This is a genomic window from Tenacibaculum tangerinum, from assembly GCF_029853675.1.
GTDB classification, from domain to species: domain Bacteria; phylum Bacteroidota; class Bacteroidia; order Flavobacteriales; family Flavobacteriaceae; genus Polaribacter; species Polaribacter tangerinum_A.
Map to the genome: position 1 here is coordinate 275122 of NZ_CP122539.1, position 18294 is coordinate 293415.

Consider the following 18294-nt stretch of genomic DNA (forward strand, 5'->3'; position numbering starts at 1 on the left):
GTAGGCTCAAACTTAACGTTTATAAACTGTTAAAAAATCGATAGACTTCTGGTGTTTTAGCTTGGTGTATTTCAATCAAAAATCCGTACTTTTAATCTTTACAAAAGAATAGAATTTGCTTACACACTTATCTATACATAATTATGCATTAATCAATCAGTTAACGATTGATTTTACCAACGGTTTATCTATAATTACAGGAGAAACTGGAGCAGGAAAATCCATTTTATTAGGAGCGTTAGGGCTTGTGATGGGAAATCGTGCCGATTTATCATCCTTAAAAGACACTGAAAAAAAATGTGTGATTGAAGCACAATTTTCGGTACAAGGATACAATCTGCAAGCGTTGTTTGAAGAATTAGATGTAGATTACGAACAAGAAACCATTATCCGAAGAGAAATTTTACCTTCAGGAAAGTCACGTGCTTTTGTGAACGATACACCAGTCACGTTATCGGTATTAAACGCTTTAAAAACAAAGCTAATTGATATCCATTCACAGCATCAAACTTTGCAATTATCAGATGTGTCTTTTCAATTTTCTGTGATTGATGCCTTGGCAAAAAATCAAGCCAAAATAGCCTCCTACCAAAGAGGTTTACGTACGTACAATACATTGCGAAAAGAACTGAAAACTCTTCAAGAAGAAACGGAGAAATCTAAAGAGCAGTACGAGTACAATTTGCATTTATTTAATGAGTTTGAAGAGGCTAATTTACAAGAAGGAGAGCAAGAAGATTTAGAAGAAAAATTAGAGAAATTAAACAATATTGAAGAAATAAAGTTGAATTTATCGGAAGCTTTAGGAATTGCTATCAATGAAGAAATAGGGCTTCAAACGTTGTTATATTCTTTAGAAAGTAAATTGCAAAAAATAAGTTCGTATTCAAAAAACTACGAAGAATTGGCTAGCCGTGTAACTAGTATAAAAATAGAGTTAGACGATATTGTTGCTGAATTAGAAAATGAAAATGATACTGTAGAATTCAATCCGAATGAAATAGAAGCATTGAACGACCGACTACAACTTATTTACAACCTTCAAAAAAAGCATGCAGTAACCACCATAGCAGAACTGCAAGAAATTCATAGAGTATTAGCCGAAAAAGTAGCTCAGGTAGAAGATGCAGGGGATGTGGTAGCGAAAAAAGAAGCAGAAATTAAAGAGGTAGCTCAAAAGTTAGATGACGTAGCGAATATGATTACGACATCTAGAAATAAAGTAATTCCGAAGTTGAAAAAAGAATTAGAATATTTACTTTCAGAATTAGGAATGCCCAATGCTCGATTTGCCATTGAATTACTACCCTCTGATGCCTACTTATTGAACGGAAAAGACAACCTACAATTTTTATTTTCGGCAAACAAAGGAGGAAATTTTGGAGAATTGAAAAAGGTAGCATCAGGAGGAGAATTATCTCGAATAATGCTATCTATCAAAAAAATACTATCAGAAAACATACAACTACCCACCATTATTTTTGATGAAATAGATACAGGAGTTTCTGGAGAAGTGTCTAACAAAATCGCAAAAATAATGCAAGATATGAGTGCTCACATGCAGGTAATAACTATCACGCATTTACCTCAAATAGCTTCTAAAGGAGTACAGCATTACAAAGTGTTTAAAGAAGACGAAGCAGGAGTAACAAGCTCTAATTTAAAATTATTGTCAGAAAACGAACGAATTCGAGAAATAGCAGAAATGTTAAGTGGAAAAGACGTTTCTGAAAGTGCGTTAACACATGCAAAAGAATTATTAAATTAAGAGTATATTTGCTCTCTAAACAAACAACGATAGACTAAAATATTTTAACCATGTATAATTTATTAAAAGGAAAAAAAGGAATTATTTTTGGAGCACTAGATGAAAATTCTATAGCTTGGAAAGTTGCTGAACGTGCTCACGAAGAAGGTGCAGAGTTTGTATTAACCAACGCACCGATAGCAATGCGTATGGGAGGTATTAAAGATTTAGCAGCAAAAACCGGCGCAGAAATTATTCCAGCCGATGCGACTTCTATGGACGATTTGAACAATTTAGTTGAAAAATCTATGGAAATCTTAGGAGGTAAAATCGATTTTGTGTTGCACTCAATTGGTATGTCTGTGAACGTGCGTAAAGGGCGTCATTATACAGATTCTAAATACGATTTTACAACCAAAGGATGGGACGTTTCAGCAGTATCTTTTCACAAGGTAATGAACGTTTTATACAACAAAAAAGCCATGAATGAGTGGGGTAGTATCGTTGCATTAACCTATATGGCAGCACAACGTGTATTCCCAGATTACAACGATATGGCAGATAACAAAGCATATTTAGAAAGCATTGCCCGTAGTTTTGGATATTTCTTCGGAAGAGACCACAAAGTACGTGTAAATACGGTTTCGCAATCACCTACGGTAACTACTGCGGGTAGTGGTGTTAAAGGTTTTGACGGGTTTTTAGCTTATGCTGAAAAAATGTCTCCATTAGGAAATGCTACTGCATTAGAATGTGCCGATTATACCATTTCATTATTCTCAGATTTAACCAAAAAAGTAACCTTGCAAAACTTATTTCACGACGGAGGTTTCTCTAACATGGGAGTGAGTGATGCAGTAATGGAAAGGTTTACTGAAGAGTAAATTTTAGTAGAAAAAAAATAGTAAAAGAAGTTGGAAGTTATTGATTTTATAATTTTCAACTTTTTTTATTTTTGTTTGAACACAAATACCCTATATCTTGAATAGGCAATTTTCAATCATAATACCTGTTTACAATCGACCGCAAGAAATTGAGGAGCTGTTGGAAAGCTTAACAAAACAAGATTTTCAAGACGATTTTGAGGTAGTTATTGTCGAAGACGGTTCAGAAAACTCATCTGAAGAAATAATAAATGCATATACTTTACAGCTTAATTTAACTTATTTCTATAAAGAGAATAGCGGAGCAGGGGCAAGTCGAAACTACGGTATGGAAAGAGCTTCGGGGAACTATTTTATCATTTTAGATTCTGATGTGATTGTTCCTCCTCAATATCTTTCTGAAGTAAACAAAGCATTAGAAGAGAAATATACGGATGCTTTTGGAGGACCCGATGCTGCGCACCCTAATTTTACAGCCTTACAAAAAGCCATCAATTACTCTATGACTTCGGTATTAACCACTGGGGGTATTAGAGGAAAGAAAAAGTCGGTGGGCAAGTTTCAACCTAGAAGTTTTAATTTGGGGTTGTCAAAAGTAGCTTTTGAGAAAACCAACGGTTTTTCAAAAATGAAAGCAGGAGAAGACATCGATTTAACGTTTCGCTTGTGGGAAAACGGTTTTGAAACACAATTGATAGACAAAGCTTTTGTATATCATAAGCGTAGAAGTACGATACCACAGTTTTTCAAGCAGACTTTTGCTTTTGGTACCGCAAGACCTCTGTTGAATAAAAAATATCCTAAAACTGCAAAAGTTACCTATTGGTTTCCGAGCGTATTTATTATTGGAATTGATATTGCCCTAATAGCAGCGCTTTTTGGTTACTGGCAGCTATTGGCTTTTTACGGAGTTTACTTTACCTTTATTTTTGTAGATGCGCTACTTCAAAACAAAAACTTACAAGTAGCTCTGTTGAGCGTGGTAACAACCGTTACTCAATTTTATGGGTACGGGCTAGGTTTTTTAGAATCTAAATTTCTAAAAAAATAAAAGCTCCCAATTTCTTGAGAGCTCTTATTATGATAATTAATGTAGTCTTATTTCTCAGGGTTTAAAACTCCTAAGATGTATCCGTTAGTTAAATATTTTTCAGCTACTTTTTGAATATCTTTTGTGGTTAAAGAATTTACGCGATCTTCAAAAGAAGCTACGTCTGAAACATCATTGCTTTGATAGTCTATATTTTTAATAGTACTTAGCCAAAAACGATTTTTCTTAAGGTCATCCTTATAATCAGCAATCATTCCTTTTTGAGCTTTCATTAAATCTTCTTCAGTAGGTCCGTTTTTAACAACAGAAGCGACTTCAGCAACAGAAATATTTGTTAGTTTTTCAACATTTTCAGGAGCACAAGGGTATGAAATGGTAAAGTTGTACCATCCGTAAGGCATTTTCGAAATACTACCGCGAGTTCTTGAAGAATATACGCCACCTTCCTGTTCACGCAATTTTTCTGTTAATTTAATTCCTACAACTTCACCTAAAATTGAAAAAGCTAAAGCATCTTTTTTATTGTAGTCAGCTTTTCCTTGATAGGTAATACGAACATTACTTTTAGGGTCTTTACCTTTGGTAACTGTTTTGGAATGAGAACCAGACAATGGTCTAAAATCTGACACTTTGTATGTTTCGTTAGAATTTTTCCCTGGCAGTCCTGCAATATATTTAGTAGCGTACTCCGCCAGTTTCTTTTCATCAACATTACCGACAAAGTAAAAATTGAAGTCACCAGCATCGGCAAAACGCTCTTGATATTTTTCATACGCTAAGTTGTAATCAGCATTCTCATATTTTTCAGGAGAAGGAAAACCAGTATAGCGAGGGTCTTTACCATAAACAAACTCACTCATTTCCTTTTGAAAGAATATATTAGGATTCGCCATTAAATTTCCTAAAAAGCTTTTTTGCTTGTTTACATAAGAGTTAAATGCTTTTTCATCTTTGTTTAAAGAAGTAAAGTATAAATGTACCATTTGAAATAACTCTTCGAAGTTTTTAGGAGTTGCAGAACCTCTAAAACCTTCGCTTAATCCAGAAATATAAGGAGAAACACGAACAATTTTACCCGACATCATTTTAGACATGTCTGTTTTTGAAAATCCGTTAACTCCTGCTTCTGAAAGTCCACCATTGGCAAAAGAAGTAGCTTTTAATTCTTCATCTGAATATAAAGAAGTTCCTCCAAAGCTAAACGCTTCAAACAATATTTCATCATTTTTAAAATCTGTTTTCTTATAGGTGACTTTTGCTCCGTTACTTAGGGTCATGGTTTTTGTGCCTAAATCTTTATTTTCGGTAATGTTTACTATAGAACCGGGTGTTGGTTCTGTGGTCATCATCGAGGCGGCTACAGCTTTATCTTCGTAAGGCTTTAATTCTTTTGTTTTAACATCGTTTAAAGCATCCATAACTTGCTGCTCGGTAACCACTTTTTTGGGTCCTGTAATCACCACAACACGGTTATCGTCGTGTAGATAATTATCAATAAGCTTATTTATCTCTTCTAGTTTAACAGAAGGTAATAGCATTTGATGTGCTTTGTATTCCCATTCAATACCAGGAATAGGTTCTTGCTCTAAGAAGTTGTTCACATATTCACCAACAATTCTTCTAGACTCTCTTTTGTCTCTATCTTTAAACGCTTTTTCGATACGAGCAGACACGTTCATTTTGGCTCGGTCTAACTCACCTTGTTGGAAACCGTATCTTTTTACACGTTCGCTTTCGTCTAATAAAGCTTGCAATCCTTTTAATTGTCCATCGGCACTTACACTTGCTCTCGATTGATAAGCTTCTTTACCACGAGCCCAAGTACCGCCGTGGTAGCTAAATCCGTAGGCAAAAGGAGGATTTTCGCTGTTTCGCAATTCATCTAAACGATTGTTAATCATTTGAGCAAATAACGATTGAATAATCGAGTTTCTATAATCAGAAATGGTAACATCAGGTGTAGCTTCGCCATAATCTTTGTACATTACTTGTACACTAGAAAAAGCAGCTTCTTTATCTGCCTCAATAGCGATAAACGTTTCTTTGTGGTTTTGTAAAGGAGCAACTTCTCTCTTACGAGGATTTTTAGTTGCAGGTATGTTATTAAAGTGTGATTTGATTTTTTCTTCTAATACATCAACACTAACATCACCTACAGCCACTACTGCCATTAAATCTGGGCGATACCAATCTTTATGAAAACGACGAATACTTTCGTGTTTAAAGTTTTCTAGATTTTCTTTGGTACCGATAGGTAGCCTTTCTGCATATTTAGATCCGTGCATTACTTTTGGTAAGTAATTTTCTAACATGCGGCTATCGGCTCCTCTACGAGAGCGGTACTCTTCTAAAACAACACCACGCTCTTCATCAATGTCTTTTCCTTCTAAAAGTGCACCGTGTGCCCAATCTTCTAAAATCTGAAAACCTTTTTCAAGTTTTTCTTTATCATCACTCGGAATAGGCAAGATGTAAACGGTTTCGTCAAAACCTGTATATGCGTTTAAATGCGCACCAAATTTTACGCCGATAGATTGTAGGTAATCTACCAGTTCGTTCTTTTTAAAGTTTTTGGTACCATTAAAATTCATATGCTCCATGAAGTGCGCTAACCCTAGTTGGTCGTCGTCTTCTAAAATAGAACCTGCATTTACAACCAAACGTAATTCTACTTTATTAGCAGGTTTTGGATTTTGCTTAATGTAGTAGGTCATCCCGTTAGATAGTTTTCCTATCTTAACCGAAGGATCGGTTGGGATTTTCATAGCGCTTACTTTTTCTTTTTTAGAAAGCTTTTGAGGTGTTTCTTTTAAAACTTGACTATGCCCTGTAGCTATAAAAAGAGCTAAGGACAGCCCTATTAGTATTTTTCTCATAGTATATGAAATTTAATTTTTTGCAAGGTACATTGAATTATTAACAAGCTAAAAAATTAGTTGCTTAAATTATGTTAAAATAAAAGCTCCCAATTTCTTGAGAGCTAACATTTATATAATTTCTTGTATGCTTTCTGGTGGACGACCAATCACTGCTTTGTTACCATTAATAACAATAGGGCGTTCTATTAATTTCGGATTCTCAACCATGGCTTTTACAATTTCAGCATCCGATAGTTCTTTTCCTTTATACTGCTCTTTCCAGATTTTTTCATTTTTACGAACCAAATCGATAGGAGAAATCTTTAATAAACTAATAATTTCGTTCAGCTCTTCTTTAGAAGGAATGGTTTCTAAATATTTTACGACTTCGAATTCTTTTCCAGCGTTCTCTATAATTTCTAAACCTTGACGTGATTTAGAACAACGTGGATTGTGGTATATTTTTATCATTTTGTTATAAGTTAAAAAGTTGGAAAGTTTTTATTTTTGCAACAGCCAACAGCCAACAGCCAACAGCCAACAGCCAACAGCCAACAGCCAACAACTAATTCTCTTTCTGTCCCATCATCATTAAATAAGCTTTTAAAAACGGATTGATATTACCGTCCATAACTGCATCTACGTTTCCTGTTTCATGCGCAGTACGAACGTCTTTTACCAACTTATACGGGTGCATTACGTAATTACGGATTTGACTTCCCCATTCGTTTTTCATCTTATTGGCCTCAATTTCATCTCGGGCAGCGAGTCGTTTCTGCAATTCAATTTCATATAATTGCGACTTTAACATTTGCATTGCGGTAGCTCTGTTGTCATGTTGTGAACGTGAGTTAGAACATTGAATTTGAATCCCTGTTGGTTTGTGTAAAAGCTGGACTTTTGTTTCAACCTTATTTACATTTTGTCCGCCAGCACCACTAGAACGTGCTGTGGTGATTTCAATATCAGCAGGATTCACTTCAATTTCGATAGAATCATCAGCAACAGGATACACATATACCGAAGCAAACGAAGTATGACGTTTCGCATTACTATCAAAAGGAGAAATACGTACCAATCGATGTACTCCATTTTCACCTTTTAACCATCCAAAAGCATAATCTCCTTCAAACTCTAAAGTAACCGTCTTAATACCAGCAACATCACCTTCTTGGTAGTTTAAGGTTTTTATTTTATACCCTTGTTTTTCAGCCCACATCGTATACATACGGGTAAGCATTTCTGTCCAATCACAACTTTCTGTTCCGCCAGCACCTGCCGTAATTTGTATGGTAGCACTCAAACTATCTCCTTCTTCAGAAAGCATGTTTTTAAACTCAATATCTTCTAAAAAAGTAGCGGTTTTTTCATACTGTGCTGAAATTTCCTGCTCATCAACATCTCCTTCTTTATAAAAATCGTACAGTACCGTTAGGTCATCATTCATGGCAACCACAGTATTGTAATCGTCTACCCATTTTTTCTTAAATCGTAGTGATTTCATTACAGCTTCTGCTTCTTTTGGATCGTTCCAAAAATCAGGATTTGCTGTTTTTTCTTCTTCATTTGAAATTTCAATTAACTTCTTGTCAATTTCTAAATATCCTTTTAACTTGCCAATTCGTTCAGCGATGTTTTTAAGCTGTTCGTGTGTAATCATAAATGCAAAAATACATTTTATAAATCGTAGTTAGAAATGGAAATAAACTTAATAAGCGATACAGTAACCAAACCAACTAAAGAAATGTTGGAAGCAATGATGAATGCTAAGGTAGGAGATGATGTTTTTAAAGCCGACCCAACGGTAAATTTGTTACAAGAGAAAGTAGCAGATATGTTTGGAATGGAAGATGCACTCTTTTTTCCTTCGGGAACGATGGCGAATCAAACTGCGATAAAAGTTCATACGCAACCCGGAGATAGAATGTTTTGCGACAAATGGGCACATGTTTATAATTATGAAGGTGGTGGGGCTGCTTTTAATGCAGGGGTAACTTCTTGCTTGATTGATGGTGATAAAGGTATGTTTACTGCCGACCAATTAGAGAGTTTGGTAAGCGGAAGAAACGATATTCATACCCCATATAGCAGACTGGTTTGTGTTGAAAACACCACTAATAAAGGGGGAGGAGCTTGTTGGGATTTTGAAGAATTACAAAAAATTCAAAAAGTAGCCAAAGCAACTAATTTGGCATATCATTTAGATGGAGCACGTTTGTTCAATGCTTTGGTTGCCAAAAACGAAACTCCGAAACAATACGGAGCATTGTTTGATACCATTTCAATTTGTTTATCAAAAGGATTAGGGGCTCCAGTAGGTTCAGTATTAGTAGGAAGTAAAGCGCATATTGAAAAAGCCTTGCGCGTACGTAAATTGTTTGGTGGCGGGATGCGACAAGCTGGTTTTCTAGCTGCGGCAGGAATTTATGCGCTAGACAATCAAGTAGCGCGTTTGGCTGAAGACCATCTAAAGGCAAAAGAAATAGGTATGGTGTTAGAAAGTTGCTCTTATGTGAAAAAAGTAGAGCCTATTGAAACGAATATTGTTATTTTTTATGTAGATGACTCCATAAACCCAGATGATTTTATGAAAAAAATGGCAGATAAAGGAGTGTTGTTAATCTCTATGGGAGAAGGAAAAATACGTATTGTTACACATTTAGATTATACCAGTGAAATGCACGAAAAGTTAGTAGAAGAGTTGCAGCATTTCGCTTAAAAGAAAACTCGTATAATTGGTGATATTGGCGATGCGTATACACTTTTAGTATTGCTGTGTAAAACATCATAACGAACCCCAATAGAGGCAAAACCTGTTCTGTAAGCGACCCCAAAATACAGGGCAGGTACATCCCAGTTTCTGTTAAAATCTCCTGTTGATTGATTTACAAAAAGATGTTCGTATTCTCCAGAAAATTGAAGATTTATAAAAGGTGCATTGTACATAGATAAAAGGTTACCACCATAAATATTGGCAGAACCAAAATCATTATCTGTGTAGGTGTAATTTATACCAGCACCTAGCGAGAAACCTTCATTAAAATCATACACTGCCATAGGAGAAATTGAAATAGTAGTGGTGTTTCCAAAACTTAACCCCAATCCACCTCCAAAGCGAACATTGCTCCAAAAATTCTCTTCCTGTGAGAAAGTGATTGTGGCACATAGAAAAAAAACAAAGAATAATAATCTTCTCATTATAAACAGTTTGTTTAGCTAATATACTAAATCGTTATTACAAAACATTAGAATTACTTGTAAAAAAGGAATCAGATTTTTATTAGTTTAACTGTTCGAGTTTGGCTAATTCTTTATAGTTTTGATTTAGTTTACTAAGTAAAATACCATACAATAGCTGGTAAAAAAGCCATAAAACTACAAGTACAATTAATAACGTAATTACAGTAGCAATTATCGACACAAAAACTTGTTGAGAATTAAATTCAGGATGAGTTCTCAAAGTAGCAACAGTTACAATTACCCCAAAAACAAATACATACAACAAGTTAAACAGTACATAATATCTAACAGTTTTTCGTGTTTTGATAATCTTATCCATTAAGACTTTTGTTGAGTCTATTACAGATATACTCTTATAATTCAGGTAAAATTTAAGTAAGAAATAAAATAATATAGGATAAACAATAAATTGTGAGTAAATCATAAAATCGTATAATCCAAGTTTTTCATATTCTTTATATGCTTTTTCCATATCAAAAAGAAAATAAAGAGAATTCAAAAGAACAAACTCTAAAAGACCAATAATAAAAATCCATTTAACTATTGATGATGATTTGGAATGAGCCATTTTATAAATATCAACTTGAGAAACTTTATTGGTTTCTTCAGGTTGATTCTCCCATGCTTTTTTATATTTATCTAAATCCATTTACAATTATGGGTTTAATATTTTTTTCAATTTATCTTTCGCTCTGTTCATTTTTACACGAGCATTTACCGAACTTATACCTAGTGTTTCAGAAATTTCTTTATAAGGTTTATCTTCTAGGTATAAAAAAATCAGTGCCTTATCAATATCATTTAACTTGCGAATAGCACTATACAAAGCCTTTAACTGCAATTCTTCTGTGTCGTCATATTCTTCAGCTTTAATTTTAAAAGAGTACTCTGAAAAATCTTGTGTTTGAATACTTCTGGTAGATTTTCTATATAAAGAAATAGCCGTATTCAATGCTACTCGATACATCCAAGTACTAAACTTTGCTTCTCCTCTAAACTTACCATAGTTTTTCCATAGTTGAATGGTGATTTCTTGAAATAAATCATTGTGGGCATCTCGATTTGTAGTATAAATTCTACATACCTTGTGCACAATGTTTTGATTGGCTTCGAAATCAGTTAAAAATTTATTTTCTAATTCTTTTTCCACTAAGTTTAATAAAGTTGATACGTTATAAGTAGTCCAAAAATACAAATTGTTACAATTCATCTTAAAAATAATACAGTTCGGTTTCTTTTTATTTTGTAAATCGTATTTGAGATGAATATTTGTGTCATAATTAACTATAAAATAAATACAATGAAATTTTTAATGCACATTTTTGTTCTGGCAATTTTATTCGCTGTTAAAACAGTATCAGCACAAAACAGAACTATAACAGTAACTGTTGTGAATGTTACTTCAGACCAAGGAAAAGTAATGTATGCTTTATACTCAAAAGAAAACTTTAGAAAAGAACCATTACAAGCTAAGCAAGCGACGATAGAAAAAGGAAGAAGTACCGTAGCTTTTGAAAATGTAGCTGAGGGAGAGTATGCCATTATTTGCTTTCATGATGCAAACAATAATAATAAAATGGATTTTGAACCTAATGGAATACCGTTAGAAGATTATGGGGCATCAAATAATCAATTATCTCCTTTCGGACCTCCACAATATGAGGATGCAAAATTTGTAGTTGGAGATAAAGATGTATCTTTCGATATTAAATTTTAGGCTACTAGAATTGAGTATTTAGTAACGATTGACAGAGAGAAATACATGAAAACATCATCAAAGAAAATAGTTGAAAACTTAAAAAAAGATATTTGGATTTGTACAAAGCTAACCATTATATTCGGTATCGTTTTTATTTTGTTTAATCAAGCATTTACTATAAAAAAGGCTAGTTTGGTGTTTTTATTTTCTGCGATGTACTCTTTTGTTTTAGGTCTTGGCAATGGAATTATTAACGACTATTTAAGTGAGAAGTGGGATTGGGTTTCGCAAACCAATCAGCGAGTTTGGGCAGGTATCATAGCCACCATAAGTTATACAGTAGTAGCTGTATTATTGATTCATTATGTACAATATATTGTTATTTATAATAACAACCCAGCCAATTTTTTTAAAGGACATTTTTTATGGATACATTTATTTGCCATTATTTTTTCTTTAGGAGTTGCTGTATTTTTTCATGCTCGTGGTTTTATGGTAAACTGGAAAGCCTCTGTAAAACAAGAAACCACACAACATGAGATTGTAGCGAAAACTGAAACCGCAAAGTTTGAAACGTTAAAAAGTCAAATAGACCCTCACTTTTTATTTAACAGTTTAAATGTATTAACCTCTTTAATTAGCGAGAACCCGAAGCAAGCAGAAAAATTTACCACTAAGCTTTCAAAAGTATATCGTTATGTTTTAGAGCAACGAAATAAAGAGTTAGTACCTATTCAAGAAGAGTTGCAATTTGCAAAAACGTACATGGAATTATTACAAATGCGTTTTGAAGAAGCCATACGATTTACCATTCCCGACGAGGTGAGCAATGCAGAGTTAAAAATAGTTCCGTTATCACTTCAATTATTACTAGAAAATGCAGTAAAACACAATGTAGTTTCATCAATGAAACCTCTAGAGATTACAATTTTTGAAGCAGATGGTTTTTTGCAAATTCAAAATAATGTGAACCCGAAAGAAGCTATTGGGAAAGGTACCAAAGTAGGATTAAGAAATATAGCAGATCGCTATGGTTTAATTACCGATAGAAACATAGAAATTATAAATAATAATAGAACATTTACAGTGCGTTTACCTTTATTAACACATGTAAAAAATAGGATTATGAACACACAAAACCTAGAAAACAGCAAGTATGTAAAGGCTGTCGAAAGAGTAGAGAAGTTAAAAGAGTTTTACCAAAACTTAATCTCGTACTGTTTAGTCATTCCCTTCTTAATTTTTATCAATTTAAAAACCTATGCAAGATTCCAATGGTTTTGGTTTCCAATGATAGGTTGGGGAATCGGATTGATATTTCATTACTTAGAAGTACATAATTATAACTTATTTTTAGGTAAAAACTGGGAAGAACGTAAGATAAAAGAGTTAATGAAAGAAGAAGAAAAATATAAGTAGTATGAAAGATCATTATTTACAAGAACAAAAATACCTACTAGCAAAAAAGAAGGTAGAAAAAATAAAAGGGTTATACGCTCATTTATTAGTCACCATTTTAATAATACCTGTTTTGGTCGTTATTAATTTAAAGTTCGTTCCTGATTACCATTGGTTTTATTATCCAGCTATTGGAATGTTGTTAGGATTATTTTTTCACTGGTTTGGAGTTTACGGAATAGAAAAAATAGGTTTAGGAAAAGACTGGGAAAAACGTAAGATTAAAGAATTTTTAGAAAAAAACCATCATGGAGAATAGTTACAAAGAAGAAAAAAAATATATAGAAGCCAAAAGAAAGGTAAAGCAAGTAAAAGCATTCTATGTGCATGTGCTGGTTAATATCATTTCTACAATCATTATTGTTTTGGTAAACGTAAAGTTTTCACCTCAGTATCATTGGTTTTGGTTTGCTGTAATAGGTATAGTATTCGTTACTTTTATTCATTGGATGCTGGTTTTTGGTGTAAATATGCTAGGTTTTGGAAGAAGCTGGGAAGAAAAGAAGATACATGAATATTTAAACAAAAAAAAATAAGATGGAAGGGGATAATTTACATGAACAAAAATACCTATTGGCTAAAAAAAGAGTTGATAAAATCAAAGGTTTTTACCATCATTTACTAGTATATGTAGTAGTTAATGTATTTATATCTGCCATAATCATTACAGGTTTAATGAGAGATGATAAGGATACTTTTACTGAAGCAATTAGCAATTTCGGAGTATACAGCACATGGCTTTTTTGGGGAATTGGAATTGTTTTTCATTGGTTAGGAGTATTCGGAACAAAATCTTTATTTAGTAAAGATTGGGAAGAGCGTAAAATACAAGAATATATAAACGAATTTGAAGACAGAAGAAATGGAAAATTTTAATAAAGAACAACAATATAAAAGAGCTCAAAAAAGAGTAAATGAAATTAAAAAGTTCTATAAGCACCTAACAGTATATATTCTTATCAACTTAGTTTTCATAGGAAGAAGAATATACAAAGACGTTGTATATAGAGATGAATCAATTTTAGACGCTCTTTCCGATAGTCATAATTATTATTTGTTTTTTTGGTGGGGAGTAGCAGTGTGTGTTCATGGGTTTGTCGTTTTTGGAAAACAAAAACTATTCTCAAAAGGATGGGAAGAACGTAAAATTAAAGAATATATGAACCAATAAGAGCTAAAAGCAAACCTATGAATGTGATTATTATTGAAGACGAAAGACCAGCGGCTAGAAGATTAAGTAGAATGTTAGCCGAACTTAATTTAGAAGTACAACAACTATTACACTCTGTAGAAGAGTCGATTAACTGGTTTCAAAACAACAAACACCCCGATTTAATTTTTTTAGATATTCAACTTTCAGACGGATTGTCATTTGAAATTTTTGAAGAAGTAACCGTGCGCTCAGCGATTATTTTTACAACTGCTTATGACGAGTATGCATTAAAAGCATTCAAGCTTAATTCAATTGATTATTTATTAAAACCAATTGATGAAGACGAACTAAAAATAGCAGTAGATAAATTTAAAGAGCATCAACCATTACAGAGCAACTTACAAGTTAATATAAACGACATTCGTAAGCTGCTAATTAATCCTGTTGATAGAAAATACAAAAAGCGAATTACCATAAAAGTAGGTCAGCATTTAAAAATTATCAATACCGAAGATATCGAATGTTTTTATTCAGCAAACAAAGCAACCTATATTCATACAAATACTAATAGAAATTACTTGATAGATAATTCGTTAGAATATTGGCAAGAGGAACTAGACCCAGAACAGTTTTTTAGAGTAAATAGAACATTTATAGTACATGTAAATGCCATTAAAGACATAGTGTCTTACACGAACTCACGCTTACAACTAAAACTACATTCTTATAAAGATTCAGAACTCATTGTAAGCAGAGAGCGTGTCAAAGATTTTAAGTGTTTTATTGAGTAAGTTTTTTTTTGAAGCTATCAATATTTAATTTTGCTTCAGCATGAATATCATTTCCATCTTCAGTAAACCAAGCATGCGTACTACCAAGATAGTTCATGCCTAAGTAATTGGCACTTTCAATAAAAGGCATATCAAAACCTTCTTTACGGTCGTTGGTACCAGAGTTGCTAATCATGGCCATATTTTTGCCTCGTAACTTTCTACCCAACTCTTTTTTATAATGCAATAAATCAGACAGCCTATCGAAAAAAGTTTTTAGAGTAGCACTCATGGTATACCAATATACAGGAGTAGCAAATACCAATGTATCGTATTTATGAATAATTTCTTCCATTAGTGGAATAAAATCGTCGTTAGCGTTGCTAAAATCATACTCAAATACACCAATGTTTTTTGTTTTTAGATCAACAAAATCAAAAGAATTGTTGTTGTTGAGGTAGTTGACTACTTTGTGGGTGTTTCCTGTACTTTTAGAGCTTGCTTGTATAATAATCGTTGTATTCATGTATTTTTTAATTTTAAAGTAAATCTCAAGAAAATAGATAGAAAAAGAATTTAGATGTAATTGTAATAATTGATAATTCCCAAGGAAAAATCAATTAAAAAAGGCTATATTTTTGTACTTTTATGCTATACAAAAGCCACATGGACACAAATACATATAAATTTTCTAAAAAAAGGAGTTAAAAGACTTTGCGACCAAAGAAGTTGTTGAAAAAGCGAAGAAAAGATTAAAAGAAGCAAGAAAAAAATTAGCGACTTACAAGATACCATGTATGCAGAAGGTAAGTATAGCGTGTTGTTATGCTTGCAAGGTATGGATACTGCTGGTAAAGATAGCCTGATTCGTGAAGTTTTTAAAGATGTGAACGCACGAGGTATTGTAGTACACAGTTTTAAAGTTCCAACGGAGTTGGAGTTAAAGCACGATTTTTTATGGCGCCATTATATAGCGTTGCCTGCCAAAGGAAAGATTGGTGTGTTTAACCGCACACACTACGAAAACGTATTGGTTACCAGAGTGCATCCAGAATATATATTTGCCGAAAATATTCCAACAGTAAACAGTCTCGACGATTTAGACGATGCTTTTTATCATAGTAGAATGGAGCGAATTAATCAGTTTGAAAATCATATTTCACAAAACGGCACCATTATTTTAAAGTTCTTTTTAAATGTTTCTAAAGAAGAACAAAAAAACAGACTGCTTCGTAGGTTAAATATTCCAGAAAAAAATTGGAAATTTTCTGCAGGAGATCTCGAAGAACGTAAGTTATGGGATAAATACCAAGAATGTTACAAAGACATGCTAGAAAGAACCTCAACAGACTTTGCCCCTTGGTATGTAATACCTGCCGATGATAAACCAACAGCGCGCTATATTGTAGCTAAAGTATTAGAAGAAGAATTAGAAAAATATAATTTTAAAGAACCTACATTGCCGCCAAAAGTGTTAGACCAAATAGACGAATTTAAAGAAGAATTGAATAACGAATAAAGAGTTAGAAAGTAACAAAAAAGTAAGACGTTTTTAAAAGTATGCAAGCTAGCATGCTTTTAAAACTTTCAAACCACATGAAACAATACAAATGAAATTAAACTTAACAAAACCAATCGTATTTTTTGATTTAGAAACCACAGGAATTAACATAGCGAAAGATAGAGTAGTAGAAATATCTATTTTAAAAGTGTTTCCGAACGGAAATAAAGAAAGCAAAACATGGTTGGTAAATCCTGAAATAGAAATACCCATAGAAGCTTCAGAAATTCATGGAATTACGAATGAAAAAGTAGTTACAGAGCCAACTTTTAAAGAATTAGCACCACAAATTAACGAGCTTATCAAAGATGCAGATTTGGCAGGATTTAATTCTAACCGATTTGATATTCCGTTATTGGCTGAAGAATTATTGAGAGCGGGCATTGATTTTGATATGAGCAACCGAAAAGCAGTCGATGTACAAACCATTTTTCATAAAAAAGAACAACGAACATTAAGTGCTGGATATCAATTTTACTGCGGAAAAGAATTAGTAGGGGCACATGGGGCAGAGGCAGATACCAATGCAACCTATGAAATCTTATTAGCACAAGTTGAAAAATACGACGATTTAGAAAACTCTGTAGAAGCATTGAGTGACTTTTCAACACATGGAAAAAGAGCAGATTTTGCAGGTTTTATCTTGTTTAACGATGAAAATCAAGAAATTTTTTCTTTTGGAAAGTATAAAGGAAGAACCGTTGAAGAAGTATTAAAAGAAAACCCAGGGTATAATGCGTGGATTCAAAATGCCGATTTTCCATTGTATACAAAAAAAGTATTACGAGAAATAAAAGAACGAATGTCGACACCGAAAAATACCATGACCGATGCAGAAAAGTTACAAGCCTTGCAACAGAAGTTTAATTTAAGGTAATTTCTTTTTTTAGTACAAACAGGAAAAATTAACAACAGCTTAAGAACTCTTATAATTTTCAATTTTTACATTCGTTAAAAGTTAGGTTATGAGAGTTTTTCTTTTATTCTGCTTTATAAGCACCACTATTTTTTCACAAACAGTAGTTTTAAAAAACACAGTGATAGATTGGCATACAAATGAACCTGTTGCGTACGCAAATATTAGTTTTTTAAATGAGAATGTCGGAGTTTCTTCTGATGAAAATGGAGTCTTTTCACTACAAATCAACAAGCAATTATTACATAGCAAAGTACATATTTCTTGTTTGAATTACAAAGATACTATTGTGTTAGCGTCAACTTTACAAAGTAAGCCTCTTAAACTCCAGCCAAAGTTATATGAGTTAGAGGAAGTGGTAATTTCTAAAAAAGCGGATAGAGAGTTAGTTGTTGATAAGTATAAAAGAAGGGATATTAGATCAGGATTTTCGGGCAGAAAAGGATCGCCTTGGACTGTAGCGAAGTATTTTCCTTATAAAAATGAATATGAAAGTGTTCCTTTTTTAAAGAGTATAACCGTTTATTTCACAAGCCTTATGCTTAGAAAAAAAGCAAGGTTTAGAATTCGTCTCTTTAAGATAGATGAAAACACAGGTGAACCATCAGAAGATATGCTAAAAGAAGATTTAATTGTTGATGTAAAAAAGACAAATGGAAAAGTTGAAGTTGATGTATCTAAGCTTGATATAGTGTTTCCACAAGAAGGCTTTTTTATTGGCTTAGAACGCTTACATATACCCTACAATTTTCACGAACGAACCTACACAAGAAATGGAAGTAGAGAAAAATATAAAGACACGATTGTAGCTCCCAGTTTTGGAGCGGTATTTACTAAAGATACTATTTTTATAAAGAATAGAGGAAAATGGAGAAAGCATTATTTTCCACAAGAATTTTACAAAGGGAATGCATTAAAACCAGCAATTTCCGTAACTTTGAGTAACTGAGAAGACAA

Annotated in this window: 21 protein-coding genes; 14 read left to right on the plus strand and 7 right to left on the minus strand. The window is 33.1% G+C overall.

Translation table 11 applies throughout. The features are described 5' to 3' along the window. Positions 1–115: 115 nt before the first annotated feature. The 3 genes from recN (at position 116) to P8625_RS01200 (ending at position 3682) form a co-directional block, all read left to right on the plus strand. Positions 116–1768 (plus strand): DNA repair protein RecN, encoded by a 1653-nt coding sequence (gene recN / locus P8625_RS01190; protein ID WP_279651680.1) that lies wholly within the window; start codon positions 116–118, stop codon positions 1766–1768. Between the two features lie 50 nt (positions 1769–1818). Next, positions 1819–2631: an enoyl-ACP reductase FabI gene (locus tag P8625_RS01195; RefSeq protein WP_279651681.1), complete on the plus strand. Its 813-nt coding sequence runs from the start codon at positions 1819–1821 to the stop codon at positions 2629–2631. 97 nt (positions 2632–2728) lie between these two features. Beyond that, positions 2729–3682, plus strand: a complete 954-nt coding sequence (locus P8625_RS01200; RefSeq protein ID WP_279651682.1) for a glycosyltransferase — start codon at positions 2729–2731, stop codon at positions 3680–3682. Between the two features lie 47 nt (positions 3683–3729). Here P8625_RS01200 and P8625_RS01205 read toward each other — a convergent pair whose 3' ends face one another. From P8625_RS01205 to prfB, 3 genes are all read right to left on the minus strand, one after another. After that, positions 3730–6558: a M16 family metallopeptidase gene (locus P8625_RS01205; RefSeq protein WP_279651683.1), complete on the minus strand. Its 2829-nt coding sequence runs from the start codon at positions 6556–6558 to the stop codon at positions 3730–3732. 111 nt (positions 6559–6669) lie between these two features. Beyond that, on the minus strand, positions 6670–7011 hold the full coding sequence (gene arsC, locus P8625_RS01210; RefSeq protein ID WP_279651684.1) for an arsenate reductase (glutaredoxin): 342 nt from the start codon (positions 7009–7011) through the stop codon (positions 6670–6672). A 94-nt stretch (positions 7012–7105) separates the two neighbouring features. Continuing rightward, entirely contained in the window at positions 7106–8200 is a 1095-nt protein-coding gene (prfB, locus tag P8625_RS01215; protein ID WP_279651685.1) for a peptide chain release factor 2, read from the minus strand. 36 nt (positions 8201–8236) lie between these two features. Between prfB and P8625_RS01220 the strand changes: the two genes are divergently transcribed. Next, positions 8237–9259, plus strand: a complete 1023-nt coding sequence (locus P8625_RS01220) for a threonine aldolase family protein (RefSeq protein WP_279651686.1) — start codon at positions 8237–8239, stop codon at positions 9257–9259. Here P8625_RS01220 and P8625_RS01225 read toward each other — a convergent pair. From P8625_RS01225 to P8625_RS01235, 3 genes are all read right to left on the minus strand, one after another. Further along, on the minus strand, positions 9256–9738 hold the full coding sequence (locus P8625_RS01225) for a hypothetical protein (protein ID WP_279651687.1): 483 nt from the start codon (positions 9736–9738) through the stop codon (positions 9256–9258). The genes P8625_RS01220 and P8625_RS01225 overlap by 4 nt on opposite strands. Positions 9739–9820: 82 nt before the next feature. Next, complete coding sequence (locus P8625_RS01230) at positions 9821–10429, minus strand: hypothetical protein (RefSeq protein WP_279651688.1); 609 nt, start codon at positions 10427–10429, stop codon at positions 9821–9823. Positions 10430–10435: 6 nt separating this feature from the next. Then, positions 10436–10930 (minus strand): RNA polymerase sigma factor, encoded by a 495-nt coding sequence (locus P8625_RS01235; RefSeq protein WP_279651689.1) that lies wholly within the window; start codon positions 10928–10930, stop codon positions 10436–10438. 150 nt (positions 10931–11080) lie between these two features. Here P8625_RS01235 and P8625_RS01240 point away from each other — a divergent pair, with 150 nt between their 5' ends. From P8625_RS01240 to P8625_RS01270, 7 genes are read left to right on the plus strand one after another with little or no spacing between them, the layout of a single operon-like run. After that, on the plus strand, positions 11081–11497 hold the full coding sequence (locus P8625_RS01240) for a DUF2141 domain-containing protein (RefSeq protein WP_279651690.1): 417 nt from the start codon (positions 11081–11083) through the stop codon (positions 11495–11497). Positions 11498–11542: 45 nt separating this feature from the next. Further along, entirely contained in the window at positions 11543–12898 is a 1356-nt protein-coding gene (locus P8625_RS01245) for a 2TM domain-containing protein (protein ID WP_279651691.1), read from the plus strand. A 1-nt stretch (position 12899) separates the two neighbouring features. After that, complete coding sequence (locus tag P8625_RS01250) at positions 12900–13196, plus strand: 2TM domain-containing protein (protein WP_279651692.1); 297 nt, start codon at positions 12900–12902, stop codon at positions 13194–13196. Further along, on the plus strand, positions 13186–13473 hold the full coding sequence (locus tag P8625_RS01255) for a 2TM domain-containing protein (protein ID WP_279651693.1): 288 nt from the start codon (positions 13186–13188) through the stop codon (positions 13471–13473). The genes P8625_RS01250 and P8625_RS01255 overlap by 11 nt, the downstream gene beginning before the upstream one ends. Before the next feature lies 1 nt (position 13474). Further along, a complete protein-coding gene (locus P8625_RS01260) occupies positions 13475–13813 on the plus strand; it encodes a 2TM domain-containing protein (protein ID WP_279651694.1) in 339 nt (112 codons plus the stop codon). Continuing rightward, on the plus strand, positions 13800–14108 hold the full coding sequence (locus P8625_RS01265; protein WP_279651695.1) for a 2TM domain-containing protein: 309 nt from the start codon (positions 13800–13802) through the stop codon (positions 14106–14108). The genes P8625_RS01260 and P8625_RS01265 overlap by 14 nt, the downstream gene beginning before the upstream one ends. A 17-nt stretch (positions 14109–14125) precedes the next feature. Continuing rightward, positions 14126–14881, plus strand: coding sequence for a LytR/AlgR family response regulator transcription factor (locus P8625_RS01270; protein ID WP_279651696.1), 756 nt, complete (start codon positions 14126–14128; stop codon positions 14879–14881). On the opposite strand, the gene P8625_RS01275 is transcribed toward P8625_RS01270, so the two are convergent. Then, complete coding sequence (locus tag P8625_RS01275) at positions 14871–15386, minus strand: flavodoxin family protein (RefSeq protein ID WP_279651697.1); 516 nt, start codon at positions 15384–15386, stop codon at positions 14871–14873. The two genes, P8625_RS01270 and P8625_RS01275, sit on opposite strands and share 11 nt — an antisense overlap. A 267-nt stretch (positions 15387–15653) precedes the next feature. On the opposite strand from P8625_RS01275, the gene P8625_RS01280 reads away from it, so the two are divergent. The 3 genes from P8625_RS01280 to P8625_RS01290 all read left to right on the plus strand — a co-directional run bounded on the left by P8625_RS01280 (position 15654) and on the right by P8625_RS01290 (position 18286). Then, complete coding sequence (locus tag P8625_RS01280; RefSeq protein ID WP_322790505.1) at positions 15654–16379, plus strand: PPK2 family polyphosphate kinase; 726 nt, start codon at positions 15654–15656, stop codon at positions 16377–16379. Positions 16380–16470: 91 nt separating this feature from the next. Then, positions 16471–17298 carry a 3'-5' exonuclease gene (locus P8625_RS01285; RefSeq protein ID WP_279651698.1) on the plus strand — a complete coding sequence of 276 codons (828 nt, stop codon included), beginning with the start codon at positions 16471–16473 and terminating at the stop codon, positions 17296–17298. Between the two features lie 88 nt (positions 17299–17386). Then, complete coding sequence (locus tag P8625_RS01290; RefSeq protein ID WP_279651699.1) at positions 17387–18286, plus strand: carboxypeptidase-like regulatory domain-containing protein; 900 nt, start codon at positions 17387–17389, stop codon at positions 18284–18286. The last annotated feature ends 8 nt before the right edge of the window (positions 18287–18294 follow it).

Bases quoted from the DNA above. Each gene is read 5' to 3' on its own strand.
- P8625_RS01230 (WP_279651688.1), bottom strand. From the start codon at position 10,429: ATGGATTTAGATAAATATAAAAAAGCATGGGAGAATCAACCTGAAGAA.
- P8625_RS01270 (WP_279651696.1), top strand. From the start codon at position 14,126: ATGAATGTGATTATTATTGAAGACGAAAGACCAGCGGCTAGAAGATTA.
- P8625_RS01255 (WP_279651693.1), top strand. From the start codon at position 13,186: ATGGAGAATAGTTACAAAGAAGAAAAAAAATATATAGAAGCCAAAAGA.
- P8625_RS01290 (WP_279651699.1), top strand. From the start codon at position 17,387: ATGAGAGTTTTTCTTTTATTCTGCTTTATAAGCACCACTATTTTTTCA.
- P8625_RS01260 (WP_279651694.1), top strand. From the start codon at position 13,475: ATGGAAGGGGATAATTTACATGAACAAAAATACCTATTGGCTAAAAAA.
- P8625_RS01285 (WP_279651698.1), top strand. From the start codon at position 16,471: ATGAAATTAAACTTAACAAAACCAATCGTATTTTTTGATTTAGAAACC.
- P8625_RS01275 (WP_279651697.1), bottom strand. From the start codon at position 15,386: ATGAATACAACGATTATTATACAAGCAAGCTCTAAAAGTACAGGAAAC.
- P8625_RS01220 (WP_279651686.1), top strand. From the start codon at position 8,237: ATGGAAATAAACTTAATAAGCGATACAGTAACCAAACCAACTAAAGAA.
- arsC (WP_279651684.1), bottom strand. From the start codon at position 7,011: ATGATAAAAATATACCACAATCCACGTTGTTCTAAATCACGTCAAGGT.
- P8625_RS01265 (WP_279651695.1), top strand. From the start codon at position 13,800: ATGGAAAATTTTAATAAAGAACAACAATATAAAAGAGCTCAAAAAAGA.
- P8625_RS01240 (WP_279651690.1), top strand. From the start codon at position 11,081: ATGAAATTTTTAATGCACATTTTTGTTCTGGCAATTTTATTCGCTGTT.
- P8625_RS01195 (WP_279651681.1), top strand. From the start codon at position 1,819: ATGTATAATTTATTAAAAGGAAAAAAAGGAATTATTTTTGGAGCACTA.
- P8625_RS01225 (WP_279651687.1), bottom strand. From the start codon at position 9,738: ATGAGAAGATTATTATTCTTTGTTTTTTTTCTATGTGCCACAATCACT.
- P8625_RS01205 (WP_279651683.1), bottom strand. From the start codon at position 6,558: ATGAGAAAAATACTAATAGGGCTGTCCTTAGCTCTTTTTATAGCTACA.
- P8625_RS01250 (WP_279651692.1), top strand. From the start codon at position 12,900: ATGAAAGATCATTATTTACAAGAACAAAAATACCTACTAGCAAAAAAG.
- P8625_RS01245 (WP_279651691.1), top strand. From the start codon at position 11,543: ATGAAAACATCATCAAAGAAAATAGTTGAAAACTTAAAAAAAGATATT.
- P8625_RS01280 (WP_322790505.1), top strand. From the start codon at position 15,654: ATGTATGCAGAAGGTAAGTATAGCGTGTTGTTATGCTTGCAAGGTATG.
- prfB (WP_279651685.1), bottom strand. From the start codon at position 8,200: ATGATTACACACGAACAGCTTAAAAACATCGCTGAACGAATTGGCAAG.